This window comes from Bifidobacterium sp. 2450 (assembly GCF_041900695.1).
Lineage (GTDB): Bacteria > Actinomycetota > Actinomycetes > Actinomycetales > Bifidobacteriaceae > Bifidobacterium > Bifidobacterium longum.
In genome coordinates this window covers 39,354-52,561 of the sequence record NZ_JBHEEA010000001.1, presented here as the reverse complement: position 1 = coordinate 52,561, position 13,208 = coordinate 39,354, and the positions used below count along the sequence as shown (strand labels likewise).

11 protein-coding genes are annotated in these 13,208 nt (G+C 57.9%); 1 reads left to right on the top strand and 10 read right to left on the bottom strand.

The annotated features are described in order from the left end of the window. Positions 1 to 69: 69 nt before the first annotated feature. The 7 genes from ACEUKI_RS00200 to ACEUKI_RS00170 all read right to left on the bottom strand — a co-directional run bounded on the left by ACEUKI_RS00200 (position 70) and on the right by ACEUKI_RS00170 (position 10,857). Positions 70 to 1,470 carry an MFS transporter gene (locus ACEUKI_RS00200; RefSeq protein WP_058061058.1) on the bottom strand — a complete coding sequence of 467 codons (1,401 nt, stop codon included), beginning with the start codon at positions 1,468 to 1,470 and terminating at the stop codon, positions 70 to 72. A 28-nt stretch (positions 1,471 to 1,498) separates the two neighbouring features. After that, positions 1,499 to 2,512 carry a nucleoside hydrolase gene (locus tag ACEUKI_RS00195; protein WP_236838298.1) on the bottom strand — a complete coding sequence of 338 codons (1,014 nt, stop codon included), beginning with the start codon at positions 2,510 to 2,512 and terminating at the stop codon, positions 1,499 to 1,501. A 170-nt stretch (positions 2,513 to 2,682) separates the two neighbouring features. Beyond that, positions 2,683 to 3,708, bottom strand: coding sequence for a LacI family DNA-binding transcriptional regulator (locus ACEUKI_RS00190; protein WP_115769902.1), 1,026 nt, complete (start codon positions 3,706 to 3,708; stop codon positions 2,683 to 2,685). A gap of 180 nt (positions 3,709 to 3,888) precedes the next feature. After that, a complete protein-coding gene (locus tag ACEUKI_RS00185; RefSeq protein WP_374156327.1) occupies positions 3,889 to 5,904 on the bottom strand; it encodes an ABC transporter ATP-binding protein in 2,016 nt (671 codons plus the stop codon). After that, the gene (locus ACEUKI_RS00180) at positions 5,901 to 7,859 is read right to left on the bottom strand and encodes an ABC transporter ATP-binding protein (protein ID WP_080786018.1); all 1,959 of its coding nucleotides are present in this window, start codon (positions 7,857 to 7,859) and stop codon (positions 5,901 to 5,903) included. Before ACEUKI_RS00180 ends, ACEUKI_RS00185 begins: the two co-directional genes overlap by 4 nt. After that, entirely contained in the window at positions 7,856 to 8,389 is a 534-nt protein-coding gene (locus tag ACEUKI_RS00175) for a MarR family winged helix-turn-helix transcriptional regulator (RefSeq protein ID WP_374156326.1), read from the bottom strand. Before ACEUKI_RS00175 ends, ACEUKI_RS00180 begins: the two co-directional genes overlap by 4 nt. A gap of 209 nt (positions 8,390 to 8,598) precedes the next feature. After that, complete coding sequence (locus ACEUKI_RS00170; protein ID WP_080786016.1) at positions 8,599 to 10,857, bottom strand: exo-alpha-(1->6)-L-arabinopyranosidase; 2,259 nt, start codon at positions 10,855 to 10,857, stop codon at positions 8,599 to 8,601. 216 nt (positions 10,858 to 11,073) lie between these two features. Between ACEUKI_RS00170 and ACEUKI_RS00165 the strand changes: the two genes are divergently transcribed. Then, positions 11,074 to 11,661 (top strand): TetR/AcrR family transcriptional regulator, encoded by a 588-nt coding sequence (locus tag ACEUKI_RS00165; RefSeq protein ID WP_080786015.1) that lies wholly within the window; start codon positions 11,074 to 11,076, stop codon positions 11,659 to 11,661. On the opposite strand, the gene ACEUKI_RS00160 is transcribed toward ACEUKI_RS00165, so the two are convergent. The 3 genes from ACEUKI_RS00160 to ACEUKI_RS00150 are packed head-to-tail and all read right to left on the bottom strand — an operon-like array spanning position 11,658 to position 12,961. Then, on the bottom strand, positions 11,658 to 12,275 hold the full coding sequence (locus ACEUKI_RS00160; RefSeq protein WP_374156325.1) for a hypothetical protein: 618 nt from the start codon (positions 12,273 to 12,275) through the stop codon (positions 11,658 to 11,660). The genes ACEUKI_RS00165 and ACEUKI_RS00160 overlap by 4 nt on opposite strands. A 10-nt stretch (positions 12,276 to 12,285) precedes the next feature. Continuing rightward, on the bottom strand, positions 12,286 to 12,687 hold the full coding sequence (locus tag ACEUKI_RS00155; protein WP_080786013.1) for a nucleotidyltransferase substrate binding protein: 402 nt from the start codon (positions 12,685 to 12,687) through the stop codon (positions 12,286 to 12,288). Further along, entirely contained in the window at positions 12,674 to 12,961 is a 288-nt protein-coding gene (locus ACEUKI_RS00150) for a nucleotidyltransferase family protein (RefSeq protein ID WP_374156324.1), read from the bottom strand. The genes ACEUKI_RS00155 and ACEUKI_RS00150 overlap by 14 nt, the downstream gene beginning before the upstream one ends. Positions 12,962 to 13,208 lie beyond the last annotated feature (247 nt).

Sequence of the window (13,208 nt, the reverse complement as noted above, 5' to 3'; positions counted from 1 at the left end):
TTTCTGAATGATAGATGCTGCTGGTGCGGTAGTCTGTTCGATCAACATGCTCCGCACCAGCAGGCGCAATCAGACATTGCGTTTTGCCGTAAAACTCTTGCGAAATACGAACAGTACAATCATCGACAACACCGAAACCGCACACATAATCCAGAACATGTTGGAGGTCTGCGCTTCCACACCACTGCCAACACCGAACAGACCACCCTTGCCCATGGTGTCACTGGCCATGAGACTGGAGTATACGCCGACTCCGATAGAGGCCGAAGTGTTCATCATCAGATCGAGAATTCCTACGCCACGACCATTCTCCTCGACCGGCAACGCATCTGACGCAGCGTCGTAGATTGGCGTATATACAGCGGTAACACCAGCAATGAACAAGCAGGCAAGAAAAGTCAGCACTCCGAACCCACTCTTAATGAATATGGCAGATCCTGCGAAGCCGACAATCATGAGCACGATAGCGATAACCAGTGTGCGCATGCGTCCGAGTCTGTTGATTACTGGACCAGAAACGCATCCAACAATTGTGGCCACAATGTAGACCAATGTTAGACACAGCGAAACCGTGGTCAACGGCACGTTGTAGATTTGCTCACCAATCACGTTGTAAATCGGCACACAAGCAAAGTTGAAGAAGTACAGCACAAATTGCAGCAACAGAATGGACATATACGCACCATTGGTCACGAAAGAACGACCCAGGAACGGATTCTTGCCTTTCCAAATCCACAGCACAAACAGTACAGCGAATACAATCGAGGCAATAATCATGCCGACTCCGGGGAACGAGAAGTAAATGGCAATGAGCGCAGCAAATACCGCAAACAACAGAACGCCAATGGAATCTATCTTCTCGCCCTTGGCACTGATGTCTGGAGTGTTCTTAATCAGCAGAGGAATAAAGAACACAGATAACGCCGGCACAAGGAACAGGTACTTCCAATCGAAAGAGGTGATGAAGCCTCCCGCAAACACACCGATAGCAGCGGCCAAATAATACACAGCATTGTAAATGCCAATGTAGATGGCCTTTTCCTTGTCATTCAGATATTTGACTGTCATCACCAGGAACACAGAACCAGCAACTTGTGCACCAGCAACCTGAATCATACGTGCGATGAGCACGACCCAGAAGTTGAACGAGCCAAAGAACCCCAAAAAGCTACCGGCAACTAATGCAACTACGCCAAATAGCGTCATACGCTTCGGGGATATGAAGTCGCACAATGTGCCATACAGCATGCACACCACACCAAGAACGATGCCTGGTAGTGTGCTGATCAGTGAGGCACTTGATGACATGCCGAGCGAATCACCAATGTTTTGGAACACCAGATTGAATGCCTGAATCATCAGTGTTCCCAAAGTGAAAACAATCAGCAGTGCAGGCAGTGCTTTTTTGGTCTTTGCTCGGTTGGCTTCAAAATCATCAATGGAAGCAACCGACTGTATTTGTTCCGTCATTACAATTCTCCTTATTTTCCTTAGTGATTCAATCGACGGTGGCGGCAAGCTTCAGCAGTCGTTCCATGAATTGCGAAGTAAATCGTTCAGCATCTACGCCAAGAGCTACTTTGGTGTTCTTCGGCTGGCTCAATAATCTTGTCGGATCGCCGATGGTACGCCCAATGCTCGGGCCTTCAGTCTCGACCATAAGGTCAATCGGGAAAGTCGTAACTAGTGTCGGATCAAGGGCCACAGCAGCAGCCAATGGGTCATGCAGGTTGCATCCGCCCTGGAATGCAGGATCAGTTTCCTCACTGATATCGATGTAGTAATCAGTCATGTCGGCAAGAAATGCACCGGCCTTAGTGCCGACATCGCGTAGAGCCTGCGTATCTTTCTTGGTCATCAATGCCTGCATGGTCACATCAAGACCAATCATCGTGATGTCGGCCGAAGTGGAGAACATGCGATTAGAGGCCTTGGGATCCATGGAAATATTAGCTTCCATGTAGGGGTTGCAGTTGCCCGGCTGCGTCAGCGCCCCTCCCATCATGACGATGGTGAGCTTGTCAACAATATCGGGTGCTTTGACGAATGCGGCGTCAATATTGGTCGAGGGACCAGTTGGCACATAGACAAGCTCTTCTTTGCTGTACTTGCGAGCGGATTCGATAATGAAATCGACTGCCGACTTATCAGACACCTGACGTGTTGCCGTTGCAGGCACCTCAACATTGCCGGTGCCATTGCGACCGTGAAAAATGCCTGAACTGTCAGGCACCTCGAAAGAATCCGCATCACTGGGATGCGGCACACCCTTAAACACCGGGATATCTGGTCGTCCGTACATTTCCAGCAAATCCAAATCATTACGGATACCCGTTTCCAACAACACATTGCCATAGGTACCGGTAATACCAATCAGTTCCGCGTCTTCGGATCCAAGGATGTATGACAATGCCAAGGTGTCGTCAATGCCGGTATCCAAATCGAGAATGATCTTCTTCATGATGTTCCTTTCCATCAGCTTCCTTGCCGAAAAATCGGAGACGTCTTCCATGACCGTCTCCTCACGACCAAGCCGAGGCCTTGTCGCCGTCACAAGATTTAACGTTTTATCAAGTGATGGGAGTAATGATAAAACGTTAAATCATCGTTGTCAAAATATAGTCTTCTGCGTGTCACGCATACGGACAAAGAAGTAGTAGAAGCAGGAAAATACTGAAACAATCAGCCGGCGACGGCTGCGGAGGGGCCCTGCTTCACAGACCCGCGGTTGATGAACATCGTGGGCACGGAATGGGTGACGCCCTCATCCGAAGCACCAGAGCGAATACGGCACAGCAGCAAATCCACGCCCTGCCGCCCCATCAGCTCGGCCTGTTGGGAAACCACCGCGATACGCGGTGTCATCAAGGTGAACGCCGCAATGTCATCGAACGACACCAGCGACATATCCTCACCTATCGAAACCCCACGGTCGTGCAGCACACCAATCATCGTGAGCGCATCCGGCGAGTATGCGCACAGCATCGCGCTTACGCCGGCATCAAGCAACGACTCAACCGCTGCCGTACGCGATTCATAAGTGGAGTCGCAAGCGACTACCACGCCGTTACCCTCGATAAGCATATCCGACGCAACCGCACGGAATGCAGTCTCTCGTTCGTTGACGCTGAACGACCCTAATGAGGGATGCGACACATATCCCACGCAACGGTGTCCCAAACGTACCAATTCCTCTACCGCCTCGCGAATGCCCGTATACGGATTGGAAACCACAAACGGCACCGATTCGACGCCCGGCACACGCCGATCCACGAACACCAATGGCAAATTACGTTTAATCAACGACTGCACCCCGGGTGACTCCACACCTTGCGGCACCACGATCGCACCATCAATACGCTGCCCGAGCAGATTGCCAATAAACGCATCCTGGCGTTCCACTGTTTCTGCTGAAGTACCAATCAGCGTGGAATAGCCCCGGGCATACAACTCATCCTCCATTGACGAGACCAAATCGGCGAAATACGGATTGCGCAAATCAGGAACCAGCAAACCAACAGTCTTAGTATCCGACGAGCGCATGGAGCGAGCACGTTGATCGGGCACATACCCCATTTCCTCAACAGTTTTCAGCACCAACTGTCGCGTATCGATAGAAAAGCGGCCTTTATTGTGAAGTATTTGGGAGACGGCAGCAGCCGACACACCGGCACGTTGAGCGACATCCTTCAACGTCACGAACGCCATAGTCCCCTCCTTGCGGCCGATACATCGTCAAAACAACAATTCAAATGTACCCTTTTCACCGCCAATATTCGCAATCCTGCGCCAACACACGGCTCTCAACATAGAAAACCGCGCCCCCAACTACCGGATAAGAATTACTTCAACCCGATAATCGAGGTGCGGTTTTTGCAGGCGTACCGACTACTCCAGCTCCACCGCGCCGGTGTAGAGCTGATAGTACTCGCCCTTTTGCGCGATCAGCTCGTCATGCGAGCCACGCTCGATGATGTTGCCGTGGTCGAGCACCATGATCACGTCGGAGTTGCGTACGGTGGACAGACGATGGGCGATGACGAAGACCGTACGGCCCTTCATCAGGTTATCCATGCCGGCCTGCACGACTTCCTCGGTACGGGTATCGATGGAAGACGTGGCCTCATCGAGAATCAGCGCGGGCGGATCGGCCACCGCGGCGCGGGCGATGGAAATCAGCTGGCGCTGACCTTGGGACAGGCCGGATCCATCACCCTCAAGCACCGTGTTGTATCCCTCGGGCAGCATACGGATGAAGCTGTCCGCATTGACCAGACGCGCGGCCTCAATGCATTCCTCATCAGTGGCGTTCAGACGGCCATAACGAATGTTGTCCATCACGGTACCGGTGAACAGGTTCACGTCCTGCAGCACGATGCCCAAAGACCTGCGCAAATCAGGCTTCTTGATGCCGGCCACGGAGATGCCATCATACAGAATCTGGCCGTGCTGGATATCGTAGAACCGGTTGATGAGGTTGGTCACGGTGGTCTTGCCGGCACCGGTGGCGCCGACGAGCGCGATCTTCTGGCCGGGCTTGGCGAACCAGGTGATGTCGTGCAGCACCGGCTTGTCCGGGTTGTAGCCGAAGGTCACGTTGGTGAAGCGCACGTCGCCGCGCAGCAGCGTATAACGCCCATCAGGCGAGGTGATCGCCTGCTCCTTGGCCTTCATCGCCACCTCGCAGGCGGAACCGCGCAGCTTTTCGGCGGCCTTCAGAGACCTCGTACCATCGTCGCCGATCTCACGCTTCCATGCCCAGTGGCCGGTCTCATGGTCCACCTCGGTCATGGTGCGTCCGTCCTCGCCCAGTTCCACGTTGACGAGCGTCACAGTACCCTTGTCTTCCTCGATGGGCTCATCCATCAGCTTGAAGATACGGGAGGCGCCGGCGAGCGCCATCATTACCATGGTCAGCTGCTGGGAGACCTGGCCGATCGGGTTGATGAACGAGCGGGACAGGGTCAGCAGGGAGACGAGCGTGCCGAGGGTGAGCGGCTTGACACCGGTCAGACCGATGTCGTTGACGCCGGCCAGCGAGACGGCGGCACCGACGATGGCAAGCAGGATGTGGAGCAGGTAGCCCATGTTGCCGACGACCGGCATGGTCACGTTGCCCCAGGTGTTCGCTTCGGCGGACGCCTCGAAGAGTTCCTCGTTCTTCTCGTCGAAGGTCTTCTGGATGGCGTCTTCATGGTTGAAGACCTTGATGACCTTCTGGCCGTTGACGGATTCCTCCACGAAGGCGTTCACGTCGCCGATCCACTGCTGCTGCTTGACAAAGTAGCGGCCGGAGCGGCTCACGATCTTGCGCACGATGAAGTAGAGCAGAACGGTGAACACGATTACGAACGCAGTGAATGGAATGGACAGCCACAGCATGGACAGCAGCGCCGCGACCGCGGAGATAATCGATGAGAACATCTGCGGGAACGACTGCGAGATGGCCTGGCGCAGCGTATCGGTGTCGTTGGTGTAGTGGCTCATGATGTCGCCGTGCTCGTGGCTGTCGAAGTAGCGGATCGGCAGCTTCTGCTGGTGGGCGAACATATCGTCACGAATCTTCTTGAGCGTGCCCTGCTCGACGGTGACGATCAGCCACTGCCAAGCCCAGGATGCCACGATGCCGGCCACATACAGGCAGCCCATCAAAGTGATGGCGCGTAGCAGCGGCGCCCAGTCGGGGTTCGACTCCCCCACCATCGGCAGGATGTAGGTGTCAATCAGCGATTGGAGAAACAGCGCGGATCCGGCCTGCGCGGCGGCACCGACCAAAATGCACACTACGATGGCGACGACGCGCCACTTGTACTGGAAGATGTAGCTGAAGATGCGCTTGATGGTTCCGGGGTCGGCTTTGCCCATGTCAGGCTTGCGATTCTTGAAACTCTGGTCATTGCTCATCGTGCTTCTCCTTCCTTGGTATCGGCTGCATTGGTATCAGCTGCGCTGGTATCGGCCGTGGGCATGGTCACTGTCACCGCCACGGTTTCGGACGGCTCAACGGTAGATGACTCAGCAGCCTGTTCCGCAGCGGCCAGTTCTTCGGGCTTGGCCTGGTTCTTGGTCTGGGATTCGTAGATGGAACGGTATTCGTCACAGGTGGCGAGCAGCTCGTCGTGCGTGCCGGATGCCATGATGCGACCGGAATCCATCACCAGAATCATGTCGGATTCCTGCACGGAGGCCACACGCTGGGCGATGATGATCTTCGTGGTATCCGGTATCTCGTTGTGGAATGCGGCGCGAATCAGCTTGTCCGTTTTGGTATCGACGGCACTGGTCGAATCGTCGAGAATCAGAATCTTCGGCTTCTTCAGCAGCGCACGGGCGATGCACAGGCGCTGACGCTGGCCACCGGAAACGTTAGTGCCGCCCTGTTCGATGTACGTGTCGTACTTATCGGGGAATTCCTGAACGAATCCGTCAGCCTGCGCGAGCTGCGCGGCGTGACGAATCTCCTCGTCGGTGGCATCCGGGTTGCCCCAGCGCAGGTTCTCGGCGATGGTGCCGGAGAACAGCACGTTCTTCTGCAATACCATGGCCACCTGGTCGCGCAACGCCTCGATGTCGTAGTCGCGCACGTCCACGCCGCCGACCTTGAGCGAGCCAGAGCTTACGTCGTAGAGTCGCGGCACCAGCTGCACCAAAGACGACTTTGCCGAACCAGTGCCGCCGACGATGCCGATGGTCATGCCGGAGCGAATCTTCAGGTTGATATCGTCCAACACGGGCTTTTCGGAACTGTCGGAGTAGCGGAAACTGACGTGGTCGAACTCGATGGAGCCATCAGCCATATCGGTCACCGGCTGTGCCGGGTTCTGCACCGTGCTTTCCTCCTGCAGCACCTGGCAGATACGCTCGGCAGAAGCCTGAGAAATAATCACCATGACGAAAATCATGGACAGCATCATCATGGCCATAAGAATCTGCATGGCATAGGTGACCAGCGAGGTCAGCTCGCCGGTGGACAGGCCCAACGCCGCATTGTTGCCGGAAGCGACGATCTGCTGCGCGCCCATCCATGCGATGAGAATCATCGAGGCGTAGACGCACACCATCATGATCGGCATGTTGAAGCTCATGATGCGCTCGGCCTTGGTGAAGTCCTTGAAGATGCGCTGGGAGATGCGGCCGAACTTGGAGACCTCGAAGGATTCGCGGTTATAGGACTTGACCACGCGGATGCCCTGCAGGTTCTCGTCGACCACGTTGTTCAACGCATCGTAGGTGTGGAACACACGCTCGAACACCGGATGCACGAGCACGACCAGACCGCACAGGCCGATGGCCAGAATCGGGATGCAGGCCAGGAACACCATGGAAATCGACGGGGAGATACGGAACGAGAACAGCCAGGCTACGACCACCATAATCGGGGCACGCACGCCCAGACGAATGATCATCATGTAGGCGTTCTGCAGGTTCGTCACGTCGGTGGTCAGTCGGGTCACGATCGAACCGGTGGAGAACCGGTCGATATTGGTGAAGCTGAAGCCCTGCACCTTCTCGAACTGGTCCTTGCGCAGGTTCTTGGCGAAGCCCGCGCCGGCCACGGCCGCGTACTTTCCGGACAGGAAGCCGGCACCCAGCGAAACCATGGCGCAAATCAGCAGAATCACGCCGAACTTGACGGTGGCCGGCATGCTGCCGCCGGTGATGCCTTCATCAATCAGCGAGGCCATGATTGTTGGAATCAGGATTTCCAGAATACCTTCGACCGCCACGAACACCGGAGCCAGGATGCTGGCTTTCTTGTATTCACGAATCGAATGACCCAGCGTGCGCAGTACATGTTTGGGCTTGTCCGGCTCGACGGCTTTGCGCACCTGCGCGATTGCCTCTGCGGTATCGCTCATTCGTTCTCCTCCTTCGTGTTAGCAACCTCCGCTCCGTCTTGATCGGGAGCCATCACCACAGGTGACTGAGGGAGTGTTTGATGTTCAAATTCATGTTGTGCGCGGTCGATATTCGCGCGCATGCGACTGACGTAGTCACGTAGGGCTGCTTTCTCGCTTTCGGAGAAACCCTCCACCAGCAGCCGTTCGACCCGCTCGCCGTTCGCTTTGAGATCGGCGACGATGGCGCCCGCCTTATCGGTCAGGACGATACGCTTGCAACGGGCATCATGCGCCACCGATTCGCGGGCAATCAGCCCTTTCTTTTCCATAAGCGCCAGCACGCGCGAAGCGGTGGAGCGGGTGATACAGAACTTCTGTTCGATGGTGTGCTGATAGATTTCACTATTCCGGTTACGAGCCAGGAACATGATGATATGCGCGTTGCCGCCAGTGGTCTCCTTAGCGGAAAGCGGCATGCTCTCACCGAGATAGCGGTCGACAGCTTTGGTCACCGCACGCATCTCAATGCTGAGAATATGCTGATCCATTGTCCTCCGTACCATGCGAGGCCGTGCGCGTATGCGCCTTCACCCCACATTGTTGTATACGCAACAATTCATGATAAAGAGACCTATATACAACAGTTGCATATACAACAATGGCGTGTTGCCTAGACAACGAATCCCACATATGCCCTATACACAGACTGGCTCCCTTCTCTGAATCTCAGAAAAGGGAGCTGGCAGTTTGCGTAGTATTACTTGGTCAGCTTGGCGTACTCGTCAACCATGAACTGGGCGATCTTCTTGCCGCCTTCGCCCAGCAGGGTGGGCAGCGAGTTGACGGGCATGGAGTTGAGGAACATGCGCATCATGGCGTTGTCGGGCAGCTTCGGCAGCTCGCCGGCCTCGCCGGCGGCGGCCACGGCGGCCACGATCCCGGCGCCGGCCGGATCGGCCTCCCATTCGCCGTAGGTGGACCATTCGGTCAGCGGCTGGGTCTTGCCGTCGCCATCGAGGGCCACGGCAACGGTGTCGGCGATGTCGCGGGAGCTCACGCCCACTTCGATGGCATATTCGCCGGCCTCCACGTGCCAGTCGTTGTACTTTTCGGACCAGTAGGCGAACGCGCGCTCGTCGAGGTCGATGGTCACGGTCTTGGATTCGCCGGCCTTGAGGAACACCTTGGTGAAGCCCTTGAGCTCGTGCTTCGGGCGGGCCACGTCGGCCTTGCCCGGAGCCACATACACCTGCACGGTTTCGGCGGCGTCCACATCGGAGGTGTTGGTCACGGTGGCGGTCACGGTGGCGGTGTTCGCGCCGGTCTTGGCGGCGGTGACGTCGGCGATCTCGAACGTGGCGTAGCTCAGGCCATAGCCGAACGGGTAGTCCACAACCTTGCCGTAGGTGTCGTAGTAGCGGTAGCCGACGAACACGCCCTCGCCGTAGTCGACGTGGCCTTCCTCGCCCGGCCAGTTCAGCATGCTCGGGTCGTCGTTGATGTCCAGCGGAATCGACTGGGCGAGCTTGCCGGACGGGCTGACCTTGCCGAAGATCACATCGGCGAGCGCCGGGCCACCGGACTGGCCGAGCAGCCAGGATTCGAGGATGCCCTTGGCGTTCTTGGCCCACGGGGCCACGGAGACCACGGAGCCGTTGGACAGCACGACCACGACGTTCTGGTTCGCGGCGGCGACCTGTTCGAGCAGGGCGATCTGCTTGGCGGGCATGTCGAGGGTGTCGCGGTCGAAGCCCTCGGATTCCGCGGCTTCCGGCAGGCCCAGGAACATGAGGACCACGTCGGCGTTCTTGGCGGTTTCCACGGCTTCGGATTCGAGGGCCGGGTCGGCCGGTTCCAGATCGAGCGTGAAGCCGGGGGCGAAGTCGGCCTTGATGCCGCGCTCGGCGAGCGTGTCGAGGAAGCTGGTCATCTTGGTGGGGGTGATGTGGGAGGAGCCGCCGCCCTGGTAGCGCGGGGTGCGGGCGAATTCACCGATGACGGCGATCTTCCGGGCCGCGGCAGGGTCGGCGTTCAGCGGCAGGATCGCATCGTCGTTCTTGAGCAGGACGATGGATTCGATGGCGGCCTGGTGGGCCACTTCGTCGTGCGCGTCCACGTCGAAACGGTAGCCGTCGATGCTCATCGCGGCGCGGGCCTTGTTGATGAGGTCGATCATGCCTTGGGCCATGCGGTCGAGCTGGGCGGGGGCGATGCGGCCGTCGCGGGCGGCGTAGACGATCTGGTCGTCGGTGTAGCTCGGCGGCATTTCGAGGTTGAGGCCGGCGTTCAGGGAGGCCACGCGGTCGTGGTCGGCGCCCCAGTCGGACATGACGATGCCCTCGAAGCCCCACTCGTCACGCAGCACGTCGGTCAGCAGCCAGTGGTTCTGGGCGGAGTGCACGCCGTTGATACGGTTGTAGGAGCACATGATGGTCCACGGCTGGGCGGTCTTGACGATGTGTTCGAAGGCCGGCAGGTAGATCTCGCGCAGGGCGCGCTGGCTGATGCGGGCGTCGACGCGCAGACGGTCGGTCTCCTGGTTGTTGGCGGCGAAGTGCTTGAGCGAGGTGCCCACGCCCTTGGACTGCACACCGGCGACGATGCCGACCGCCTCATGGCCGGCCAGGTACGGGTCTTCGGACCAATATTCGAAGCAGCGGCCGCCGAGCGGGTTGCGCTTGATGTTGACGCCGGGGCCCAGGATCACGGCCACCTTCTCCTGGATGCACTCCTCGGCCATCGCCTCGCCGACCTTGTGGATGAGTTCCGGGTTCCAGGAGCTGGACAGGCCGGCCGCCGGCGGGAAGCAGGTGGCGGGCACGGAGTTGTCGAGATCGGTCTCGCCGGTGCTGGAGGCCAGGGACTTGCGCAAGCCGTGGGGGCCGTCGGTGATCATGTAGCCGGGGATGCCCTTGGCTTCCACGCCTTGCAGGTGCCAGGCGTCGCCGCCGGAGGTGAGGGACGCCTTCTCTTCCAGGGTCAGATCCTTGACGGACGGGTAGGTGGACTCGCTCATGTTGCCTCTTTCCTTGAGTTTCTTGAGTTGTGCGGTTGTCCGATATGCGTTGGTCCTGATTCGGCCGGGCTGTCTGGCTGTTGTTCGAGGTTCCTCCACGAATCTCGACTGCCGTTTTCTCTCGACCAACCGGTTGGTAGGCAGATTATCAAAATCTACGGCACAACACGCCGAAATCATTTGGAATCACTACTAACCGACCGTAAGGTTGCCTGTATGAACGACCCCTCCCCCACCGACACCAATCGCCGTACCGCGATTCTCGCCGCCGCCGTCGAATCGTTTGGCAAACTCGGCTATTACGGCACGTCTCTGCAACGCATCGCCACCGAAGTGGGGCTCACCAAGGCCGGCGTGCTGCATTACGTGGGCAGCAAGGAGGGACTGCTCAAGCTGGCGCTGACCGAGGAATACGACCGGGTCACCGAATCGATCAATGCCGCGATGGTCGCCCAGGAGCGCCCGCTTATCGCGGATATGTGGCGTCAGGTGGTGGCTGTGAACAACAAGAGGCCCGCGTTGGTGCATATGTTCTCCACGCTCAGCGCCGAGGCGCTCGACCCGGCCCACCCCGCGCACGATTATTTCGCCGACCGCGAGCGCCGCACGGTCACCATGACGCTCAACATCAACTGGTCCGTGCCGGAAGGCGTCAATGTCGGACATGTGCTGCAGGCCGGATTCTCGATGATGGACGGCCTCCAGCTGCGCTGGCTGCGCGCCCCCGGCCAGGACCTCAACACCATGTGGGCCGACTGCGAGGATGTTCTGATGCCTTTGCCCCTTTGGGAGGGATATCGCTAATTGGTGCGGTTGCACGCCATCCAGCCGGCGTGCCAGACGTGGTCGAGGTCCCATGGGTCGAGCCGCGATGTGTCGGATTGCGGGTCGACGGTAGGTAGGAAAGCGCGATTGCCGCGCAGCTGGTAGCTCCAGTAGATCTGTCCGGCGGACGCGTTCCACGCTTTGCGCTGCATGGCGGCGACCTCGCGGTAGACGGCGTCCCTCGACGAGGGGTTGCGGTTCGCCAGATTATTGGTCACACACCACTCCCCTACGATCACCAACGTATAGCGCGCGACCCGGCGGATGCGGCGTTCGTTCCAGCGCACGAAGAACCGATACCAGCCCATCAGCCACCGATCCGGGATCAGACGGAACAGCGGGAATTGCTCGGCCATGACCAGATAGCCATGCGCGGCAATGTTCCGGAAATCGGCCTCGGTAATATACGTGTCGCGATGCCGCGTCAGCAAGGTCTCAAGCTCAGCAGACTCCGTAGCCCGGTGCAGCCAGATCTCGTCCGCCTCGCCGCTGGCGGCAAAAATCCCCGGCTTCATCCACCGCTCCAGCACCAGCCAATTGCCGAGATTCACCCCATTAATTCGTTCGCCAATACCCAGCGCGCCCGATGCCATACCTGTCACGCTAATCGTTCAATGCTTCGCCGTAGCGAGCAACCAACCCCTGATTTGCACGCTCAAACTCGGGGATGTAATCAGCGATGATGGCGTCCACAAGACGCCGAGCTCGTTCTTCATCATAGATATGAGCAGAATCATTGCGATCGCGCAGCATGCGCAGCCACAACGATTCGTCCATGAAATCATAGTATTGAAAAGCGGTTTTGAGCACATCTCGCGGAGAGCCGGAAGCGGAAACAGGGTCTCCCTCATAAGCCAGCAGCGCCTTGAACAGTTTCCAACCAAGCTCGAACTGCAACTCGAACTTGTCAATGATGCCGCTCTGGATGAAATCATTGCCGAGATCCTGTTCGGGAGCCTTGCGCAGCGAATTCAATGCGGAAACGTAATTCTCATACTTTTTCATACAGCACCTTTCCGCTACGCTCAATCTCCGCCCTCAGCGATGAAGAAATCGGCTCATCCAGATTGATGACATCAACTTTAAGCAGTGACCACAGATTGTCCTGAAGGTTCTGCTCCAAGCGATTGAAATCGGGGCAACCGGCCACGGCAAGATCGATATCGCTTTTAGGCCGGTTCACGCCCTGTGCGCGAGAACCGAACAGCACGACCTTGCGAGCGCCGGCATCAGCGGCGAACGCGCGAATCTGGTCGTACACGTGCTCGATAGGAACCATGACACCTCCCGCCGCATCCAACAGTCCCGGACCAATCCCGGGCCACCCGCGCTTCCATCATACGGCCGCGGCCCACTCACCGCACGGAGCCCGAACCACCCGAACGCGGCGACGTAGCTGCGGGAGGCGGGCTGGCGCTGTAGGGTGTGCGGGAAGTTCCTGACGCCTATTTTTCAGGAGGTGAATCCTCATGTTCACCACGTTTTCTCTGGCCATCATTCTCGACTGCACCGTACGCATCGTGCTC

Coding starts and splice junctions, on each gene's coding strand:
- ACEUKI_RS00160 (WP_374156325.1), bottom strand. CDS start 12,275: ATGGCATCGGGCGCGCTGGGTATTGGCGAACGAATTAATGGGGTGAAT.
- ACEUKI_RS00180 (WP_080786018.1), bottom strand. CDS start 7,859: ATGAGCGATACCGCAGAGGCAATCGCGCAGGTGCGCAAAGCCGTCGAG.
- ACEUKI_RS00155 (WP_080786013.1), bottom strand. CDS start 12,687: ATGAAAAAGTATGAGAATTACGTTTCCGCATTGAATTCGCTGCGCAAG.
- ACEUKI_RS00165 (WP_080786015.1), top strand. CDS start 11,074: ATGAACGACCCCTCCCCCACCGACACCAATCGCCGTACCGCGATTCTC.
- ACEUKI_RS00200 (WP_058061058.1), bottom strand. CDS start 1,470: ATGACGGAACAAATACAGTCGGTTGCTTCCATTGATGATTTTGAAGCC.
- ACEUKI_RS00175 (WP_374156326.1), bottom strand. CDS start 8,389: ATGGATCAGCATATTCTCAGCATTGAGATGCGTGCGGTGACCAAAGCT.
- ACEUKI_RS00150 (WP_374156324.1), bottom strand. CDS start 12,961: ATGGTTCCTATCGAGCACGTGTACGACCAGATTCGCGCGTTCGCCGCT.
- ACEUKI_RS00185 (WP_374156327.1), bottom strand. CDS start 5,904: ATGAGCAATGACCAGAGTTTCAAGAATCGCAAGCCTGACATGGGCAAA.
- ACEUKI_RS00170 (WP_080786016.1), bottom strand. CDS start 10,857: ATGAGCGAGTCCACCTACCCGTCCGTCAAGGATCTGACCCTGGAAGAG.
- ACEUKI_RS00195 (WP_236838298.1), bottom strand. CDS start 2,512: ATGGAAGACGTCTCCGATTTTTCGGCAAGGAAGCTGATGGAAAGGAAC.
- ACEUKI_RS00190 (WP_115769902.1), bottom strand. CDS start 3,708: ATGGCGTTCGTGACGTTGAAGGATGTCGCTCAACGTGCCGGTGTGTCG.